This is a genomic window from Sporosarcina sp. P12(2017) (assembly GCF_002743035.1).
Lineage (GTDB): Bacteria > Bacillota > Bacilli > Bacillales_A > Planococcaceae > Sporosarcina > Sporosarcina ureae.
This window is the reverse complement of sequence record NZ_PDYL01000002.1, coordinates 174,208-191,223: the sequence shown is the minus strand read 5'-3', so window position 1 is coordinate 191,223 and position 17,016 is coordinate 174,208. Positions and strand designations below refer to the sequence as shown.

Genomic DNA, 17,016 nt, shown 5'->3' with positions numbered 1-17,016 from the left:
AAAAGTAGTGTTTAATCAAGTAGTAAACACAATCACACTGTAAACTACGTAAGCATACTGAAAGGAGAAAGCGTATTATGGCTTTAACCCCTACGGATATACATAACAAAACGTTTAATACGAAATTTCGTGGCTATGATGAAGATGAAGTAAACGGATTTTTAGAACAACTGATGAAAGACTATGAAAACGTCCTGAAGAAAAATGAAAAGCTTGAAAAAACGGTTTCTGATAATGAAGCAAAGATTACTCACTTTAATTTAATAGAAGAAACGATGCAAAAATCTATTTTAATCGCACAAGAAGCCGCAGAAGATGTTCGTAAAAATGCTGTTCAAGAATCTAAGTTAATTATCTCCGAAGCAGAAAAGAATGCAGACCGTCTTGTGAATGACGCACTCGCACAGGCTAGAAAGATTGCACTAGAAGTTGAAGTGTTGAAGAAACAGTCAAAAGTATTCAAAAGCCGCTTCAAGATGATGGTAGAAGCACAGCTAGACATGATCAATACTGAAGACTGGGACGACCTGTTGAAGTATGAGTTGGATACATCCAGCGTAGAAAATGTAGCTGAGAAGGAATTGGATATTCCAAATGTAGATAGTTTAGATGAAGAACTAGTTAAGAAGCCGTAAGAAGCTTGACAACACTCGAACACATTTTTATAATGAAAAGTAAAATGAAACGAAGAAGCGTTGATGGAAAGAGTACTTTCTAATTTCACCTATAGCGAGCCGGGGGCGGTGTAAGCCCGGTGGTAAATCAGAAACGAAAATCACTCCTGAGCTAGAACCTTTATGTAGATTTTGGTTCTCGGTCTCACACTGCCGTTATTAGTGTCTAAGCGGCAATTGCTCTATGGCAATTGCAAGTAGGGTGGTACCGCGAGAATAAGCCTCGTCCCTTTTTGGGATGGGGTTTTTCTGATTTCTTAAACGAAAGAACGCTTGGAGCTAGATGATTTCATTTCTAAAGAATAAATGAGTTATATATATTTTAAGGAGGAATTATAATGGAATATAAAGATACATTGCTTATGCCAAAAACTGATTTCCCTATGCGCGGTAATCTACCAAATAATGAGCCGAAAATGCAAGAAGAGTGGAATGAGAAGAATATCTATCAGCAAGTCCAGGAACGTACTGCAAATCGCCCGTGGTTCATATTGCATGATGGACCACCCTATGCGAACGGTGATTTACACATGGGGCACGCACTTAACAAAGTATTAAAAGACTTTATCGTTCGTTATAAATCGATGTCTGGATTCCATGCTCCTTATGTACCGGGTTGGGATACACACGGTTTGCCAATTGAGCAAGCACTTGTAAATAAAAAAGTCGATCGCAAGAAAATGAGCACGGCTGAATTCCGTAAAATGTGTGAAGAGTATGCACTACAACAAATTGATAATCAGCGTACGCAATTCAAGCGTCTCGGTGTTCGCGGAGATTGGGACAACCCATATATCACGCTAAAGCCTGAATTCGAATCACGTCAAATTCAAGTGTTCGGCGAGATGGCGAAAAAAGGATATATCTATAAAGGGTTGAAGCCTGTCTACTGGTCTCCTTCGAGTGAAACTGCATTGGCAGAAGCGGAAATCGAGTATCAAGATAAAAAATCACCATCCATATATGTAAGTTTCCCTATCAAAGATGGGAAAGGTGTACTGGATCATGATGTGAAGTTCCTGATCTGGACAACAACACCTTGGACAATTCCAGCAAACTTGGGGATTTCTGTTCATCCTAAATTTACGTACGCAGTAGTAAAAGTACAGGATGAGAAATTTGTAGTAGCGAAAGACTTAGTGGAGTTCTTGGCGAATGAGCTGGAATGGGAAGAGTACTCAATCGAAAAAGAAATTCAAGGTGTAGACCTTGATCGGATCGTTGCGAGCCATCCAATTTATGATCGTGATTCATTAGTTATGCTAGGCGAGCATGTTACAGCAGATGCCGGTACAGGCTGTGTTCATACAGCACCAGGTCACGGTGAAGATGACTTCTATGTGAGTAAGCAATATGGAATCGATGCATTATCTCCAATTGATGACCGTGGTGTCATGACAGAAGAAGCACCGTTTTTCTCAGGCTTGTTCTACGAAGATGCGAATAAAGCGGTAACTGAAAAGCTAGAAGAAGTCGGAGCCCTTCAAAAGTTGTCATTCTTTACTCACTCGTACCCGCATGATTGGCGCACGAAGAAGCCAGTTATCTACCGTGCGACTGCACAATGGTTTGCTTCTATTGAATCATTTAGAAATGATTTACTCGACGCAATCCGTACTACTACATTCACGCCATCTTGGGGTGAAACACGTTTATTCAATATGGTCCGTGACCGTGGCGACTGGTGTATTTCCCGTCAGCGCGTATGGGGCGTTCCGATTCCGGTATTCTATGCTGAAAATGGAGAAGTAATCCTTACCGATGAAACGGTCAGTCATGTAGCCGATTTATTCCGTGAGAATGGATCAAACATCTGGTTCGAACGTTCTGCGAAAGAATTATTGCCAGAGGGCTTCACTCATGAAGGAAGTCCGAATGGTGAATTCACGAAAGAAACGGACATTATGGATGTCTGGTTTGACTCTGGTACAACACATCAAGGTGTACTTGAAGAACGTGATGATCTTCGTTACCCGGCAGACTTGTATCTTGAAGGTTCCGATCAATATCGCGGTTGGTTCAACTCTTCATTGACAACTAGCGTAGCTATCAACGGTATTGCACCTTACAAAGGCATTTTGAGCCATGGTTTCACATTGGACAAAAATGGCCGTAAGATGAGTAAGTCTTTAGGGAATGTCATCGTTCCTTCGAAAGTCATCAATCAACTTGGTGCAGACATCGTGCGTCTATGGGTATCGTCTGTAGATTATACAGCTGATGTTCGTGTATCTGATTCAAACTTTAAGCAAGTCTCAGAAGTCTACCGTAAGATCCGTAATACGATTCGTTTCTTGCATGGTAACGTAGCTGACTTTAATCCAGCTACAGATCGTGTAGCATTTGATGATATGCGTGCAGTTGATCAGTACGTCTATGTGAAGTTGCAGGATTTGATTGAGGAAGTCCTTACAGCTTATGAGCAGTATGCGTTCCCTACCGTCTACCACGCAATCAATAATTTCTGTACAGGTGTATTGAGCTCGCTGTACTTGGATATTGCGAAAGATGTAGTCTATATCGAAGCTGCGAATCATCCAGATCGTCGTGCAATGCAGTCGGTGATGCATGATACATTGATCACACTGGTGAAGCTCATCACGCCAATCTTGCCACACACTGCAGATGAAATGTGGAAAAATATTCAGTACGTTGAAGAAGATAGTGTCCAATTGACGGATATGCCTGAAGCAGATCATAAAGGCGAAGGAGCGGACAAACTTCGTGAGCGCTTCGATAACTTGATGGATATTCGCGATGATATCTTGAAAGCTCTTGAAGAAGCAAGAAACGCGAAAGTAATCGGAAAATCTTTGGAGGCAAAAGTGACTGTTGTGTTGCCAGAAGATCAACGTGGTATTTTGCAAGCAGAGGATATTGATTTTGCACAATTCTTCATTGTCTCGGAATTTGAAGAGAGTACAGATGAAAAGTTATCGAATGCATTGAAATTAGATCATGCAACGGTTTTGGTAGAACCAGCTGAAGGTGAAAAATGCGAACGATGCTGGACAATCTCCAAAACAGTTGGAGAAGACGCAGAACATTCGACACTATGTACACGATGCGCGACTGTTGTGAAAGAAAACTATGCGTAAGCAATTTTGATGTCACAGCCATCATCATTCATTCGTGGATGATGATGGCTTTTTTGCATAGCAGAACTAACAAACGTAATAGAAGACGTGTTTTTATGGTAAACTAAAGAAGAAATTAGCTGGACGGAGGGTAATGAAGTGATATTTTATTATGCAATCGCTGCACTGGTCATTGGCTTGGATCAGTTGACGAAATGGCTAATCGTAAAAAATATGGAGCTAGGTGAACATATTGCTATCCTGGATCCTTATATTGCATTGCTATCTCATCGTAACCGTGGAGCTGCATGGGGAATGCTTGAAGGAAAGATGTGGCTATTTTTTATTGTGACCATTGTAGTCGTAGTAGCTATTATTTACTTCTTCCATACAGAAGGTAAAAAGGATCGACTGCTAGGTGTGAGTCTAATGTTATTGCTAGGCGGTGCGATTGGGAACTTCATCGATCGACTACTAAAAGGAGAAGTAGTCGATTTCATCAGCGTCTTGATACCTGTTATACATTATGATTTTCCAATATTTAATGTGGCGGATGCCGCATTGACAATTGCTGTCATACTGATTTTGCTACACGTAGTGTTTGATGAAAAAAAGAAAAAGAAAAAGGTGTCGTAATGGAAAGATTAGAATATGAAATAACAGAAGAACTTACAGGAAGTCGAATAGACAAAGCATTAGCTACACTTCAACCGGACTGGTCTCGCACACAAATCCAGCAATGGGTAAAAGAGGAACATATTAAAGTAAATAACAGTGTAGTTAAGCAGAACTATAAAGTTAAGACGGATGATCAGGTCACTGTCGAGCAGCCAGCAATGGAAGAATATGATGTAGAAGCTGAAAATCTAAACCTTGAAATTGTTTATGAAGACCAAGACGTGTTGGTTGTCAACAAACCAGTGGGGATGGTTGTTCATCCATCAGCTGGTCATGTAAGTGGAACTTTAGTCAATGGATTAATGTATCAAGTGACGGATTTATCAGGCATCAATGGTATTATGCGACCTGGTATCGTACACCGTATTGATAAAGATACTTCCGGGTTATTGATGGTAGCCAAAAATGATAAAGCACATGTTTCATTAGTTAATCAGCTCGTCGCTAAGTCAGTTAATCGTGTGTATACGGCATTAGTTCACGGACATATTCCACATGATAACGGCACAATAGATGCACCAATTGGGCGTGACAAGCGCGATCGTCAACGGATGGCGGTTGTGGATGAGGGGAAAAATGCTGTTACACACTTTAAGGTCCTTGAACGTTTTGGCGCATATACATTGGTTGAATGCCGACTGGAAACAGGAAGAACTCACCAGATTCGTGTGCATATGAAATACATCGGGTATCCACTTGTAGGAGACCCAAAATACGGTCAGAGAAAAACAATCGATTTTGGCGGTCAAGTACTGCATGCAGGAACTATTGGTTTTGATCACCCGACGACGGATGAATATATGGAGTTCACTGCTCCGTTGCCTGAAAATTTCCAACAGTTACTAAATGAATTACGCTCTTAATAAGCGTTGACAAATGCTTGTAATGAGATGTATACTCTATTAAGAAATTGAATAGCGATACCTTTAACGTCAGTCCTGTGAGGCTGGGAAGGTTGCACGGAATTACATGACAGCTTACTGCGGTAAGCATCGATGTATGCTTTTTTCTGCACGTCTGCCCTCCAGTCTTCTCTGACTGGAGGGCTTTTTTTATAGACAAAAGGTGAAATAGAAAGGGGACCATTGATATGGCCGAAAAAGCAGCAATACTAGATGAACAAGCTATCACGCGGGCAGTCACACGTATTGCCCATGAAATTATCGAAAAGAACCGAGGAATTGATCAATGCATTTTAGTTGGTATCAAGACAAGAGGTGCTATCTTGGCGAAACGCTTAGCAGATAAAATTGAAATAATTGAAGGTAAGCCAATCAAAACAGGTGAATTGGATATCACCTTGTACCGAGATGACCTTCAATTAAAGAATGAACAAGGAGAAGCATATGTACAACAGGTCGATATCGAACACGATGTAGGAAATCAAAAAGTCATCCTAGTAGATGATGTTCTCTATACAGGTAGGACGGTTCGGGCTGCATTAGATGCAATAATGGACTTAGGAAGACCTTCTTCTATACAGCTGGCTGTATTAGTAGATCGAGGTCATCGAGAATTACCGATTCGTCCGGACTTTGTCGGAAAGAACATCCCGACTTCAAATGAAGAACGAGTAGTAGTTAGTATGATTGAAAAAGACGGAACAGATGGAGTCACCATTCACACACGCACATTATAAGCAGCTGGGGGAAATGATAGATGAACGTAAAAGTATTGGATGTACATGAAAAGCCGCAACCTATTCGCTGGCTTGCACTAAGCTTACAGCATATGTTCGCCATGTTTGGCGCAACAATTTTAGTACCACAACTAGTAGGCTTAAGCCCAGCTATCGCGCTCTTAACGAGTGGGATCGCAACGATCGTATTTATTATCGTGACGAAGTTTCAAGTTCCAGCCTATCTAGGCTCTTCATTCGCTTTTATTGTACCGATTCAGATGGCGACACAATCGGGCGGTATCGGTAGCGCAATGATAGGTAGTATGTTCGTAGCGTTGGTCTATGCGATCATATCGTTACTAATTTATAAAACCGGCTATAACTGGATTATGAAGTTATTACCACCTATCGTAGTGGGACCCGTCATTATGGTAATTGGATTGGCAATTGCACCTACAGCTATTAATATGGCGAGCACGATCAATGTGGATGGAGCGGATGTTTACAGTGGTTTACACTTTTCCGCAGCTCTAGTAACACTTGCTTCTGCAGTATTCTGCTTGATGTTCTTTAAAGGAATTATCAGCTTGATGCCGGTACTTATTGGCATCGTAGTTGGGTATATCTACTCTGCTTTCATCGGTATTCTAGATTTCAGCAAAGTAGTAGAAGCCAAGTGGTTTGCAGTACCGGAAATGCTGATCCCGGGTGTTGATTACGAATTCGTCGTAACACCGACACTGCTAATCATTATGGTGCCAATCGCGATAGTCACTATCTCTGAGCACATTGGACACCAGCTTGTACTAGGCAAAGTAGTAGACAGGAATTATATTGAAAGTCCTGGATTACACAGATCGTTGCTTGGTGATGGACTGGGAACACTTATGAGTGGACTAGTCGGAGGACCACCCAAAACTACATACGGAGAAAACATTGGCGTACTTGCTATTACGCGAGTCTACAGTGTGTATGTGATCATGGGGGCTGCAGTATTTGCGATATTCTTCTCCTTCATAGGTAAAATTATGGCGTTGATTGCTACGATTCCTACGGCAGTACTTGGCGGAATATCTATTCTGCTGTTTGGTATCATTGCTTCATCAGGAATGCGCATGCTTATCGACCACAAGATCGACTTTGATAATCAACGAAATCTAGTGATCGCATCCATCATCCTAGTAATCGGAATCGGTGGGGCAACGATCAATATAAGTGAAACATTCCAAATCGGTGGTATGGCTCTGGCTGCAATTGTCGGTGTTCTGTTGAACCTAGTATTGCCAGGTAAAACAGATGATACTTTGATGGATAAGGAAGAATAGAAAACAACGAACATTTCGTGCATGACGTACTTGCATTTCGTGAAGGAGGAATATCTGATGGAACATTTAGTTTCAATGAAAGACCTGACAGTGGAAGAAATCATGCTCATACTCGATCGAGCAGCGATTTTTAAGCGACTGGGCTTCAGAGAACTGCCTGGAACATATACCGTCAGCAACTTGTTTTTTGAACCTAGTACGAGAACGAAAACAAGTTTTGAGATGGCGGAACGTAAAGTAGGCGCGCAAATTATCCCCTTTGAGACGAGTTTCTCGAGTACCTTAAAAGGAGAATCTTTGTATGATACGATTAGGACGTTGGAAGCAATAGGTTTGGATGCCTTAATCATCCGCCATCCAGCTGATGGATTCTATGAGGAATTAGTAAAACGAACAAATGTGGCAATCATTAATGCAGGAGATGGATCGGGTCAGCATCCGACACAATCCTTGCTCGATATCTTCACGATTCAAGAGGAATTCGGTCATTTTGAAGGACTGAAAGTATTGATTGCGGGAGATATCGCCCACAGTCGGGTCGCTCGCTCAAATGCAGAAGCTTTGCGGAAGCTGGGAGCTGAGGTCACGTTCCTTTGCCCACCTGAATGGGCGGGAGAATTCGACAGTGTTGACAACTGGGATGAAGTAATTGAAACGAGTGATGTTGTCATGCTCCTTCGAGTACAGCACGAACGTCATAATACAGAGATGGCTTATACGAAAGCTGCTTATCACAAGCAATACGGTCTAACTAAAGAACGGGCAGCTAAAATGAAAAAAGGTGCAATCATCATGCATCCAGCTCCAGTGAATCGTGATGTAGAAATAGCGGATTGTTTAATAGAAAGTCCGCAATCGCGAATTTTTAAACAAGTAGAAAACGGCGTCTACATTCGGGCAGCTGTTCTAGAACTTATATTGAAGGGGCGGAAGTAATATGAACATGTTAATCCAACAAGTGCAAATGGTAAACGAAGAAGGCAAGATCGTCGAAACGGATATTAAAATTGCAGATGGAAAGATTGCGGAAATTGGTAACCAACTAGCAACAGACGGATATGAAGTAATTGAAGGAAAAGGCTTACTCGTATCACCTGGGTTCATCGATGTACACGTACATTTGCGCGAGCCGGGCGGAGAGCATAAAGAAACAATTGAAACTGGTACTCATTCGGCAGCGAAAGGCGGATATACGACCATTTGTCCAATGCCGAATACGCGTCCAGTACCCGATACAAAAGAAAACCTTGAAAAGATCAATACATTAATTAAAGCCAATGCTAAAATTCGTGTACTCCCTTATGCGTCGATCACGATCAGAGAAGCGGGAAAAGAACGCACTAATCTATCTGAATTAAAAGAACACGGTGCATTCGCGTTCACAGACGACGGTGTAGGTGTACAAGAAGCGGGTATGATGTACGAAGCGATGCAAGATGCAGCGAAGATCGATATGGCTATAGTGGCGCACTGTGAAGACAATACATTAATCTATGGTGGCGCAATGCACGAAGGAAAACGTAATAAAGAACTTGGCTTACCGGGAATTCCTTCCATTGCAGAATCAGTACATATTGCACGTGATATTTTACTAGCGGAAGCCGCGGGCGCGCATTATCACGTATGTCACGTCAGCACGAAAGAATCGGTTCGCGTAATCCGCGACGCAAAAAGAGCTGGTATTCATGTAACAGGAGAAGTCAGCCCTCACCATTTGTTGTTGACAGAAGATGATGTGCCTGGAGACGATGCGGACTGGAAGATGAATCCTCCGCTACGTGCCATCGAAGATCGCGAGGCATTGCGCGAAGGTTTAATGGATGGCACATTGGATTGTATCGCAACTGACCATGCACCGCATACAGCAGATGAAAAAGCAGTTGGTATTGCAAAAGCACCATTTGGTATCACAGGATTTGAAACAGCATTTCCTTTACTATATACAAACTTCGTCAAGCCAGGATACTGGACGCTTAAACAACTTCTTGACTGGATGACAGTAAAGCCTGCAGAAGTCTTCAACTTGCCTTACGGTAAGCTTGAAGTAGGTGCTGAAGCAGATTTAGTATTACTTGATCTGGAAAAGCAACAAACAATCGACCGTACTACATTTGTTTCAAAAGGTAAGAACACACCATTTGACGGAGTAGAATGCGCCGGATGGCCTGTAATGACAATTTTCGGTGGAAACATCGTATGGAAGGATGGTCAATGATGACAAAGAGATACTTAGTATTGGAAGATGGCTCTGTTTTTGAAGGGAAAGCATTTGGAGCAAATAGTGCTTCAATAGGTGAAGCAGTATTTGCAACAGGCATGACAGGATATCAGGAGACAATTTCAAATCCTTCGGGTTGTGGACAAATTGTCGTGATGACCTATCCGCTGATCGGTAATTACGGAATTAACCGAGATGATTATGAGTCCATAGATTTAGCAATCAACGGCTTAGTCGTTAGAGAATTAGCGGAAGAGCCTTCAAATTTCCGTAGTGGCATGTCACTAGGAGACTTGCTTATATTAAAAGGGATTCCAGGAATTCAGGAGATTGATACTCGCAAACTAACACGTCTATTACGTGATAAAGGTTCTTTACGAGGTAAATTAACTGCTGCTGGAGATGACATCGATACCGATGCAACGGTTGCAGAACTTCAACAATATGAATTGCCAACAGATTTAGTAGCGAAAGTATCTACCAAACGCCCATATCCAAGTCCGGGCTTAGGCAAGCGTGTCGTCGTCATCGACTATGGCATTAAACATGGCATTTTGCGTGAATTAAATAAGAAGGACTGCGACGTTATAGTCGTACCTCATGATACATCAGCAAAAGAAATTTTAGCGTTGTTCCCAGACGGTATTTTATTATCAAACGGACCAGGAAATCCTGAAGACGTAGAAGGCGCAGTTGAAACAATAAAGGAATTAATGGGTAAGAAGCCTATCTTCGGTATCGGACTAGGCCATCAATTATTCGCACTCGCATGCGGTGCTAAAACGGCAAAGATGAAGAACAGCCATATTGGTGGAAATTATCCGGTAAAAGACTTGAATACGAATCGTACTGATCTGACATCACAAAGTCATGGATATGAAGTACTTGAAGACTCTTTAGCGGGAACAGGTCTTGAAGTGACACATATAGCATTGAATGACAATTGTATTGAAGGGCTTCGAAGTGAGAAATTGGAAGCATTCACTGTTCAGTTCCACCCGGAAGCATCACCAGGACCACAAGATTCTAGCTATATATTCGAACGTTTCATTCAATTGATGACTGCAAGCAACAGAAAGGAGAATATTAATGCCTAAACGTACTGACATAAAATCCATACTCGTGATCGGTTCAGGTCCTATTGTAATTGGACAAGCAGCAGAATTTGACTATGCAGGTACACAAGCCTGTTTATCCCTTAAAGAAGAAGGTTACCGAGTTATTCTGATCAATTCAAACCCTGCAACTATTATGACGGATACTGAGATGGCAGATAAAGTGTATATCGAGCCCATCACACTTGAATTCGTTAGCCGTATTATTCGTAAAGAACGACCGGATGCACTACTAGCGACATTAGGTGGACAAACTGGTTTGAACATGGCGATTGAATTGCATGAATCAGGGATTCTGGAAGAACTAGGAATTGAGATTTTGGGTACAAAGTTGGACGCAATCCATAAAGCAGAAGACCGTGATTTATTCCGTACACTAATGAATGAAATGGGTGAACCTGTTCCGGACAGTGATATCATCCATAATATTGATGAGGCCTACGCGTTCGTCAATAAGATTGGTTATCCAGTTATCGTCCGACCTGCGTTCACGCTAGGTGGAACAGGAGGGGGAATTTGTCACAATGATGAAGACTTAGAAGAAATTGTAGCAAGTGGTTTGAAATACAGCCCTGTCACACAGTGTCTTCTAGAGAAATCCATCGCAGGTTTCAAAGAAATCGAATACGAAGTAATGCGTGACTCTGCGGATAATGCGATCGTCGTGTGTAATATGGAAAACGTGGATGCTGTAGGTATCCATACCGGTGACTCTATCGTAACGGCACCATGCCAAACATTAACAGACCGTGAAAACCAGATGCTACGTAATGTTTCATTAAACATCATTCGTGAGTTGAAAATCGAAGGTGGCTGTAACGTACAGTTAGCACTAGATCCACATAGCTTTGATTATTACATTATCGAAGTAAATCCGCGTGTCAGTCGATCATCTGCATTAGCTTCCAAAGCAACGGGTTATCCAATCGCAAAACTTGCAGCAAAAATTGCTGTCGGTTTGACGCTAGATGAAATGATGAATCCGGTAACAGGTAATACGTATGCTTGCTTCGAGCCGACACTGGACTATGTAGTAACGAAAATTCCTCGTTGGCCTTTCGATAAGTTCGAATCGGCGAAGCGTAACTTGGGTACACAGATGAAAGCAACAGGTGAAGTAATGGCAATGGGCCGTACATTCGAAGAATCTATCATGAAGGCTGTTCGTTCATTGGAAACAGGACAATTCGATTTGTCACTTCCTGGTGGTAGTGAAATGTCCGACGAGTGGATCGAAAAACGTATTCGCAAAGCAGGCGATGAGCGACTGTTCTTCATCGGAGAAGCACTGCGTCGTGGTGTGACAATCGAAACTCTACATGCATGGAGCGCCATTGATTTATTCTTCTTGCGCAAATTTGAAAATATCGTTCGGTATGAAGAAACATTGAAAGAACATCCATATGATAAAGCAATCGGTTATAAAGCAAAACGTCTTGGATTCCCGGATGCTACGATTGCCCAGCTTTGGAATACAACCGATCGTGAAGTATATGAGTGGAGACAAGAGCAAGGATTGGTTCCGGTGTATAAGAAAGTAGATACGTGTGCAGGTGAATATGAATCGGATACTCCATACTTCTATGGTACGTATGAAGATGAAAATGAATCTGTAAGAACGGATAAGAAGAGTGTGATCGTCCTAGGTTCAGGCCCAATCCGCATAGGACAAGGGGTAGAATTCGATTATGCAACAGTACACTGTGTATGGGCTATACAGCAATCAGGTTATGAAGCGATCATCGTCAATAACAATCCTGAAACTGTTTCGACCGACTTTTCAATATCTGATAAGTTGTACTTCGAACCGTTAACCATTGAAGATGTTATGCATATCGTGGACCTTGAGCAACCAGAAGGAGTTATCGTCCAGTTTGGTGGCCAGACAGCGATCAACTTAGCGGATGAATTGGAAGCACGCGGAGTGAAAATCCTTGGTACATCACTTGATGATATCGACCGTGCGGAAAATCGTGATAAGTTCGAGAGTGCTTTGCATGAAATCGGTGTACCACAGCCACTTGGAAAGACCGCATTATCAGTTCCAGAAGCAGTCGTTATCGCAACAGAAATTGGCTATCCAGTCCTAGTCCGTCCGTCGTATGTATTAGGTGGCCGTGCAATGGAAATCGTCTACTATGAAGAGGAATTACTTCAATACATGGAAAACGCGGTTAAAGCTAGCCCTGAACATCCGGTACTGATCGACCGTTACTTAACAGGAACGGAAATCGAAGTTGATGCAATTTGTGACGGAGAAACAGTATTAATACCTGGCATCATGGAGCATATCGAGCGTGCAGGCGTTCACTCGGGTGACTCGATTGCGGTCTATCCTCCACAAAACCTGTCACAGTCCATGATCGAAACGATTGCTGACTATACGAAACGTTTAGCACTTGGGCTCAAAATCCGTGGGTTAATGAATATTCAGTTCGTTATTTCAGAAGGACAGGTTTATGTAATCGAAGTGAACCCACGTTCAAGCCGTACGGTACCATTCTTGAGCAAAATCACGAATATCCCGATGGCAAATGTCGCAACTCAAGCGATCTTAGGTAAATCTATTTTGGAACAAGGCTATGCTGATGGACTTGCACAAGCACCAGCAGGCGTCTATGTCAAAGTACCAGTCTTCTCTTTCGCGAAGCTTCGTCGTGTAGACATTACACTCGGGCCTGAAATGAAATCAACAGGTGAAGTAATGGGGAAAGATGTAACATTGGAAAAGGCGTTGTACAAAGGCTTAGTAGCCGCTGGAATGGAAGTGAAAGAATACGGTACCGTGTTAATGACAGTTTCCGATAAAGATAAAGAAGAAATTGTAGATATCGCGAAACGTTTCATTGAAACAGGATATCGCATTATGGCAACAGAAGGTACTGCTAAAGCACTTGAAGCGGAAAATATCGAAGTGAAAACAGTAGGGAAAATTGGCACAGAAGGTCCGACGTTGATCGATGTTATCCAAAAAGGCCAAGCGCAACTGGTCATCAACACATTGACTAAAGGGAAACAACCGGCACGTGATGGCTTTAGAATTCGCCGCGAAACAGTAGAGAATGGTGTTCCTTGCTTAACTTCAATTGATACAGCAGCAGCTATGTTATCCGTCATCGAGTCCATGACGTTCCAGACGGATGCAATGCCAAAGCCGCAGGTGGTTCAATGATCCTCCAAGATTTGATGAGCGTCGCATCGCAGCAGGAAATAGCAAAAAATATTTTTGAGATGAAGTTAACAGGCAAATTGGTCGGAGAAATTACTTCTCCGGGCCAGTTTGTCCACATCAGGGTGTCGGATTCATTTGAACCGTTATTGCGACGTCCGATTTCTATAGCTGAAATTAATCCTGAGAAAAGTGAAATGACCATCATCTATCGCGCAGAGGGACGAGGCACTTCGCTTTTGTCCGAAAAACGTGAGGGAGATATGGTGAATGTACTAGGACCACTAGGAAACGGTTTCCCCGTTGAAGAAACTTCGGCTGGTCAAACAGCCGTCTTGATTGGTGGCGGGATCGGTGTGCCTCCACTCTATGAGCTTTCAAAACAGCTAACTGCAAACGGAGTGAACTGTATTCACATACTTGGTTTCGAATCGGATCAAGTTGTTTTCTATGAAGAAGAATTTGCTGCTTTAGGCGAAACATATATCGCTACAGTGGATGGCAGTAACGGTACACAAGGATTTGTTACGAACGTCATGAGTGAAATATCTGATGACTTCGAAACATTTTACAGTTGTGGACCTATGCCAATGCTTGATGCCGTACAAAAAGCGTATGTGCATAAAAAAGGATTCCTATCTTTTGAACAACGTATGGGTTGCGGTATAGGGGCTTGTTTTGCATGCGTTTGTCATACGAATGAAAATGCGACAGATCAAGCATATGTCAAAGTATGTTCAGATGGGCCAGTATTTCCAGCAGGGGTGGTGCAAATATGAATAGATTAGCGATGACGTTGCCAGGACTTGAATTGAAAAATCCGATTATGCCTGCATCGGGCTGTTTCGGTTTTGGTAAAGAGTACGGTAATCTGTACGATCTGTCCCAGCTCGGGGCGATCATGATTAAAGCGACTACAGAAGAAACGCGTTATGGTAACCCGACACCACGAGTGGCGGAAACCTCTTCGGGTATGTTGAATGCGATTGGTCTACAAAACCCTGGGCTACAGGGCGTGCTGAATAATGAATTACCATGGTTAGAGAAGTTCGATGTACCGATCATTGCGAACGTCGCAGGATCTGAAACTGCAGATTACGTGGAAGTGGCGAAACAAATTTCAAAAGCGCCAAATGTTCATGCGCTTGAATTAAATATCTCTTGTCCAAACGTCAAATGTGGGGGAATCTTGTTTGGCACAGATCCTGAAATAGCAAAAGAACTAACAGCGGCTGTCAAAGCGGTTTCTTCTGTACCTGTTTATGTGAAACTGTCACCAAATGTCACGGATATTAAAGCGATGGCATTGGCGGTAGAAGCAGGTGGAGCAGATGGCATTACGATGATTAATACATTGGTCGGCATGCGCCTGGATGAAAGAACAGGTAAGCCGGTTATTGCGAATAAAACGGGGGGCTTGTCTGGCCCAGCGATTAAGCCAGTCGCAATTCGCATGGTATACGAAGTAAGCCAAGTCGTTACTATTCCAATCATTGGAATGGGTGGCGTTACGTGTGTACAAGATGTTGTAGATTTCATGTCTGCCGGTGCAAGTGCAGTAGCAGTTGGCACTGCCAATTTCGTAGATCCGTTTGTATGTCCAACTATTATTGAGCAGTTGCCTGCAAGATTGGATGAGCTGGGAATTGATCACATATCTGAATTAGTTGGAAGGAGTCATCGCGTATGAACCGCTCTCCAATTATTGCGTTAGATTTTAATTCAGCTGAAAAGACATTCGAATTCCTAAAAGCATTCGATCATTCGGTCAATGTAAAAGTAGGAATGGAGCTGTATTATAAAGAAGGACCTGCTATGATTGCCCGATTGAAAGAAGAAGGATATTCCATCTTCTTAGACTTGAAGTTGCATGATATTCCGAATACGGTTAAATCCGCAATGAAAGTATTGGCTTCACTTGAAGTGGATATGGTCAATGTTCATGCGGCTGGCGGCAAAGCGATGATGGAAGCAGCACTTGAAGGACTTGAGGCGGGAACTGCTGTAGGCGTTCAGCGTCCTGCATTAATTGCGGTGACTCAACTGACATCAACGGACGACCGTCAAGTGAAAGAAGAACAATTAATCAGTGTACCGCTTCGTGAATCAGTGGAGCATTACGCGAAATTGGCTTCATCCGCACAGTTGGATGGCGTGGTTTGTTCGGTACAGGAAGCTAAAATCATTGAAGAAGTGTGCGGCAAAGATTTCTTCAAAGTAACACCTGGTATTCGCTTGGCGCAAGGTGATGTCCACGATCAGAAGCGAGTGGCAACTCCGGCGAAAGCAAAGCAGGAAGGTTCTACACATATCGTAGTGGGCCGTGCGATTACAGGCGCGGATAATCCGCTTGAAGCATATCAACATGTAAAGACATTGTGGGAGGGAATTACTTCATGACAAGAGAAAAAGAAGTTGCACACATCCTATTAAGTGTAGGAGCAGTAGCAATCAATCCAGAAGAGCCGTTCATATGGGCTTCAGGAATCGAGTCACCTATCTACTGTGATAACCGCTTAACAATGGCAGATCCGGTAGGGCGTAAAGAAATTGCAGAAGGGCTTGCGGCATTGATCCGCGTTCATTATCCTGAAACTACAGTAATTGCTGGAACTGCGACAGCAGGTATTCCACACGCAGCATGGGTTGCGGATATTCTGAAGTTGCCGATGGTCTATATCCGATCTACTGCTAAGGCACATGGTAAGAGCCGTCAAATCGAAGGGAAAATCGAGCCGAATGCGAAGGCGGTTATTATTGAAGATTTAATTTCGACAGGCGGAAGCAGCTTGAATGCAGCGAATGCGTTGATTGCTGAGGACGTGGAAGTATGCGGAATCGTCTCGATCTTTACATATGAATTGCAAAAGGCTGACGAGAAGTTTGCGGAGGCGAATCTTTCTTATCATAGCTTGACAAACTTTGCGGCACTTGCTGAGGTTGCGAAGGAAGAAGGCGCAGTTAAGGAAGAGTCTATGAATGAATTGATGGAATGGCATACGAAGTTGAAGCTAGGTACGCTGTAAGTAAATAAGTAAATGAGTATGGGGAGGGCAACGTTAATCGACGTTCCAGGCATGGGCCCGCGGTGAGCCAACTAGGTCGCAAGCTCCCTTCAGTTGTCTCACCTGTCGAGCTG

General features: G+C 42.8%; 14 protein-coding genes and 1 other annotated feature. All 14 genes read left to right on the top strand.

From position 1 onward, the window contains the following. Positions 1-77 precede the first annotated feature (77 nt). The 14 genes from CSV80_RS02380 to pyrE all read left to right on the top strand — a co-directional run bounded on the left by CSV80_RS02380 (position 78) and on the right by pyrE (position 16,903). Positions 78-635 carry a DivIVA domain-containing protein gene (locus tag CSV80_RS02380; protein ID WP_051210409.1) on the top strand — a complete coding sequence of 186 codons (558 nt, stop codon included), beginning with the start codon at positions 78-80 and terminating at the stop codon, positions 633-635. A gap of 51 nt (positions 636-686) precedes the next feature. Beyond that, positions 687-908, top strand: a binding site (T-box leader). A gap of 104 nt (positions 909-1,012) precedes the next feature. Next, positions 1,013-3,772: an isoleucine--tRNA ligase gene (gene ileS / locus CSV80_RS02375; RefSeq protein ID WP_099669439.1), complete on the top strand. Its 2,760-nt coding sequence runs from the start codon at positions 1,013-1,015 to the stop codon at positions 3,770-3,772. Between the two features lie 138 nt (positions 3,773-3,910). Continuing rightward, the gene (gene lspA, locus CSV80_RS02370) at positions 3,911-4,387 is read left to right on the top strand and encodes a signal peptidase II (protein ID WP_099669438.1); all 477 of its coding nucleotides are present in this window, start codon (positions 3,911-3,913) and stop codon (positions 4,385-4,387) included. After that, on the top strand, positions 4,387-5,292 hold the full coding sequence (locus tag CSV80_RS02365; protein ID WP_029052358.1) for an RluA family pseudouridine synthase: 906 nt from the start codon (positions 4,387-4,389) through the stop codon (positions 5,290-5,292). The genes lspA and CSV80_RS02365 overlap by 1 nt, the downstream gene beginning before the upstream one ends. Before the next feature lie 227 nt (positions 5,293-5,519). Continuing rightward, on the top strand, positions 5,520-6,068 hold the full coding sequence (gene pyrR, locus CSV80_RS02360; RefSeq protein ID WP_099669437.1) for a bifunctional pyr operon transcriptional regulator/uracil phosphoribosyltransferase PyrR: 549 nt from the start codon (positions 5,520-5,522) through the stop codon (positions 6,066-6,068). Between the two features lie 20 nt (positions 6,069-6,088). Continuing rightward, positions 6,089-7,375, top strand: a complete 1,287-nt coding sequence (locus CSV80_RS02355) for a uracil-xanthine permease family protein (RefSeq protein ID WP_099669436.1) — start codon at positions 6,089-6,091, stop codon at positions 7,373-7,375. A gap of 57 nt (positions 7,376-7,432) precedes the next feature. Continuing rightward, positions 7,433-8,311, top strand: a complete 879-nt coding sequence (locus CSV80_RS02350) for an aspartate carbamoyltransferase catalytic subunit (protein WP_099669435.1) — start codon at positions 7,433-7,435, stop codon at positions 8,309-8,311. Position 8,312: 1 nt separating this feature from the next. After that, complete coding sequence (locus CSV80_RS02345) at positions 8,313-9,590, top strand: dihydroorotase (protein WP_099669434.1); 1,278 nt, start codon at positions 8,313-8,315, stop codon at positions 9,588-9,590. Next, entirely contained in the window at positions 9,590-10,690 is a 1,101-nt protein-coding gene (locus CSV80_RS02340; protein WP_099669433.1) for a carbamoyl phosphate synthase small subunit, read from the top strand. The genes CSV80_RS02345 and CSV80_RS02340 overlap by 1 nt, the downstream gene beginning before the upstream one ends. After that, positions 10,683-13,880: a carbamoyl-phosphate synthase large subunit gene (carB, locus tag CSV80_RS02335; protein ID WP_099669432.1), complete on the top strand. Its 3,198-nt coding sequence runs from the start codon at positions 10,683-10,685 to the stop codon at positions 13,878-13,880. The genes CSV80_RS02340 and carB overlap by 8 nt, the downstream gene beginning before the upstream one ends. Next, positions 13,877-14,656: a dihydroorotate dehydrogenase electron transfer subunit gene (locus CSV80_RS02330; protein ID WP_099669431.1), complete on the top strand. Its 780-nt coding sequence runs from the start codon at positions 13,877-13,879 to the stop codon at positions 14,654-14,656. Before carB ends, CSV80_RS02330 begins: the two co-directional genes overlap by 4 nt. After that, on the top strand, positions 14,653-15,567 hold the full coding sequence (locus CSV80_RS02325; protein ID WP_099669430.1) for a dihydroorotate dehydrogenase: 915 nt from the start codon (positions 14,653-14,655) through the stop codon (positions 15,565-15,567). Before CSV80_RS02330 ends, CSV80_RS02325 begins: the two co-directional genes overlap by 4 nt. Then, complete coding sequence (gene pyrF, locus CSV80_RS02320; protein ID WP_099669429.1) at positions 15,564-16,277, top strand: orotidine-5'-phosphate decarboxylase; 714 nt, start codon at positions 15,564-15,566, stop codon at positions 16,275-16,277. Before CSV80_RS02325 ends, pyrF begins: the two co-directional genes overlap by 4 nt. Beyond that, positions 16,274-16,903 (top strand): orotate phosphoribosyltransferase, encoded by a 630-nt coding sequence (gene pyrE, locus CSV80_RS02315; protein ID WP_099669428.1) that lies wholly within the window; start codon positions 16,274-16,276, stop codon positions 16,901-16,903. Before pyrF ends, pyrE begins: the two co-directional genes overlap by 4 nt. Positions 16,904-17,016: the final 113 nt, after the last annotated feature.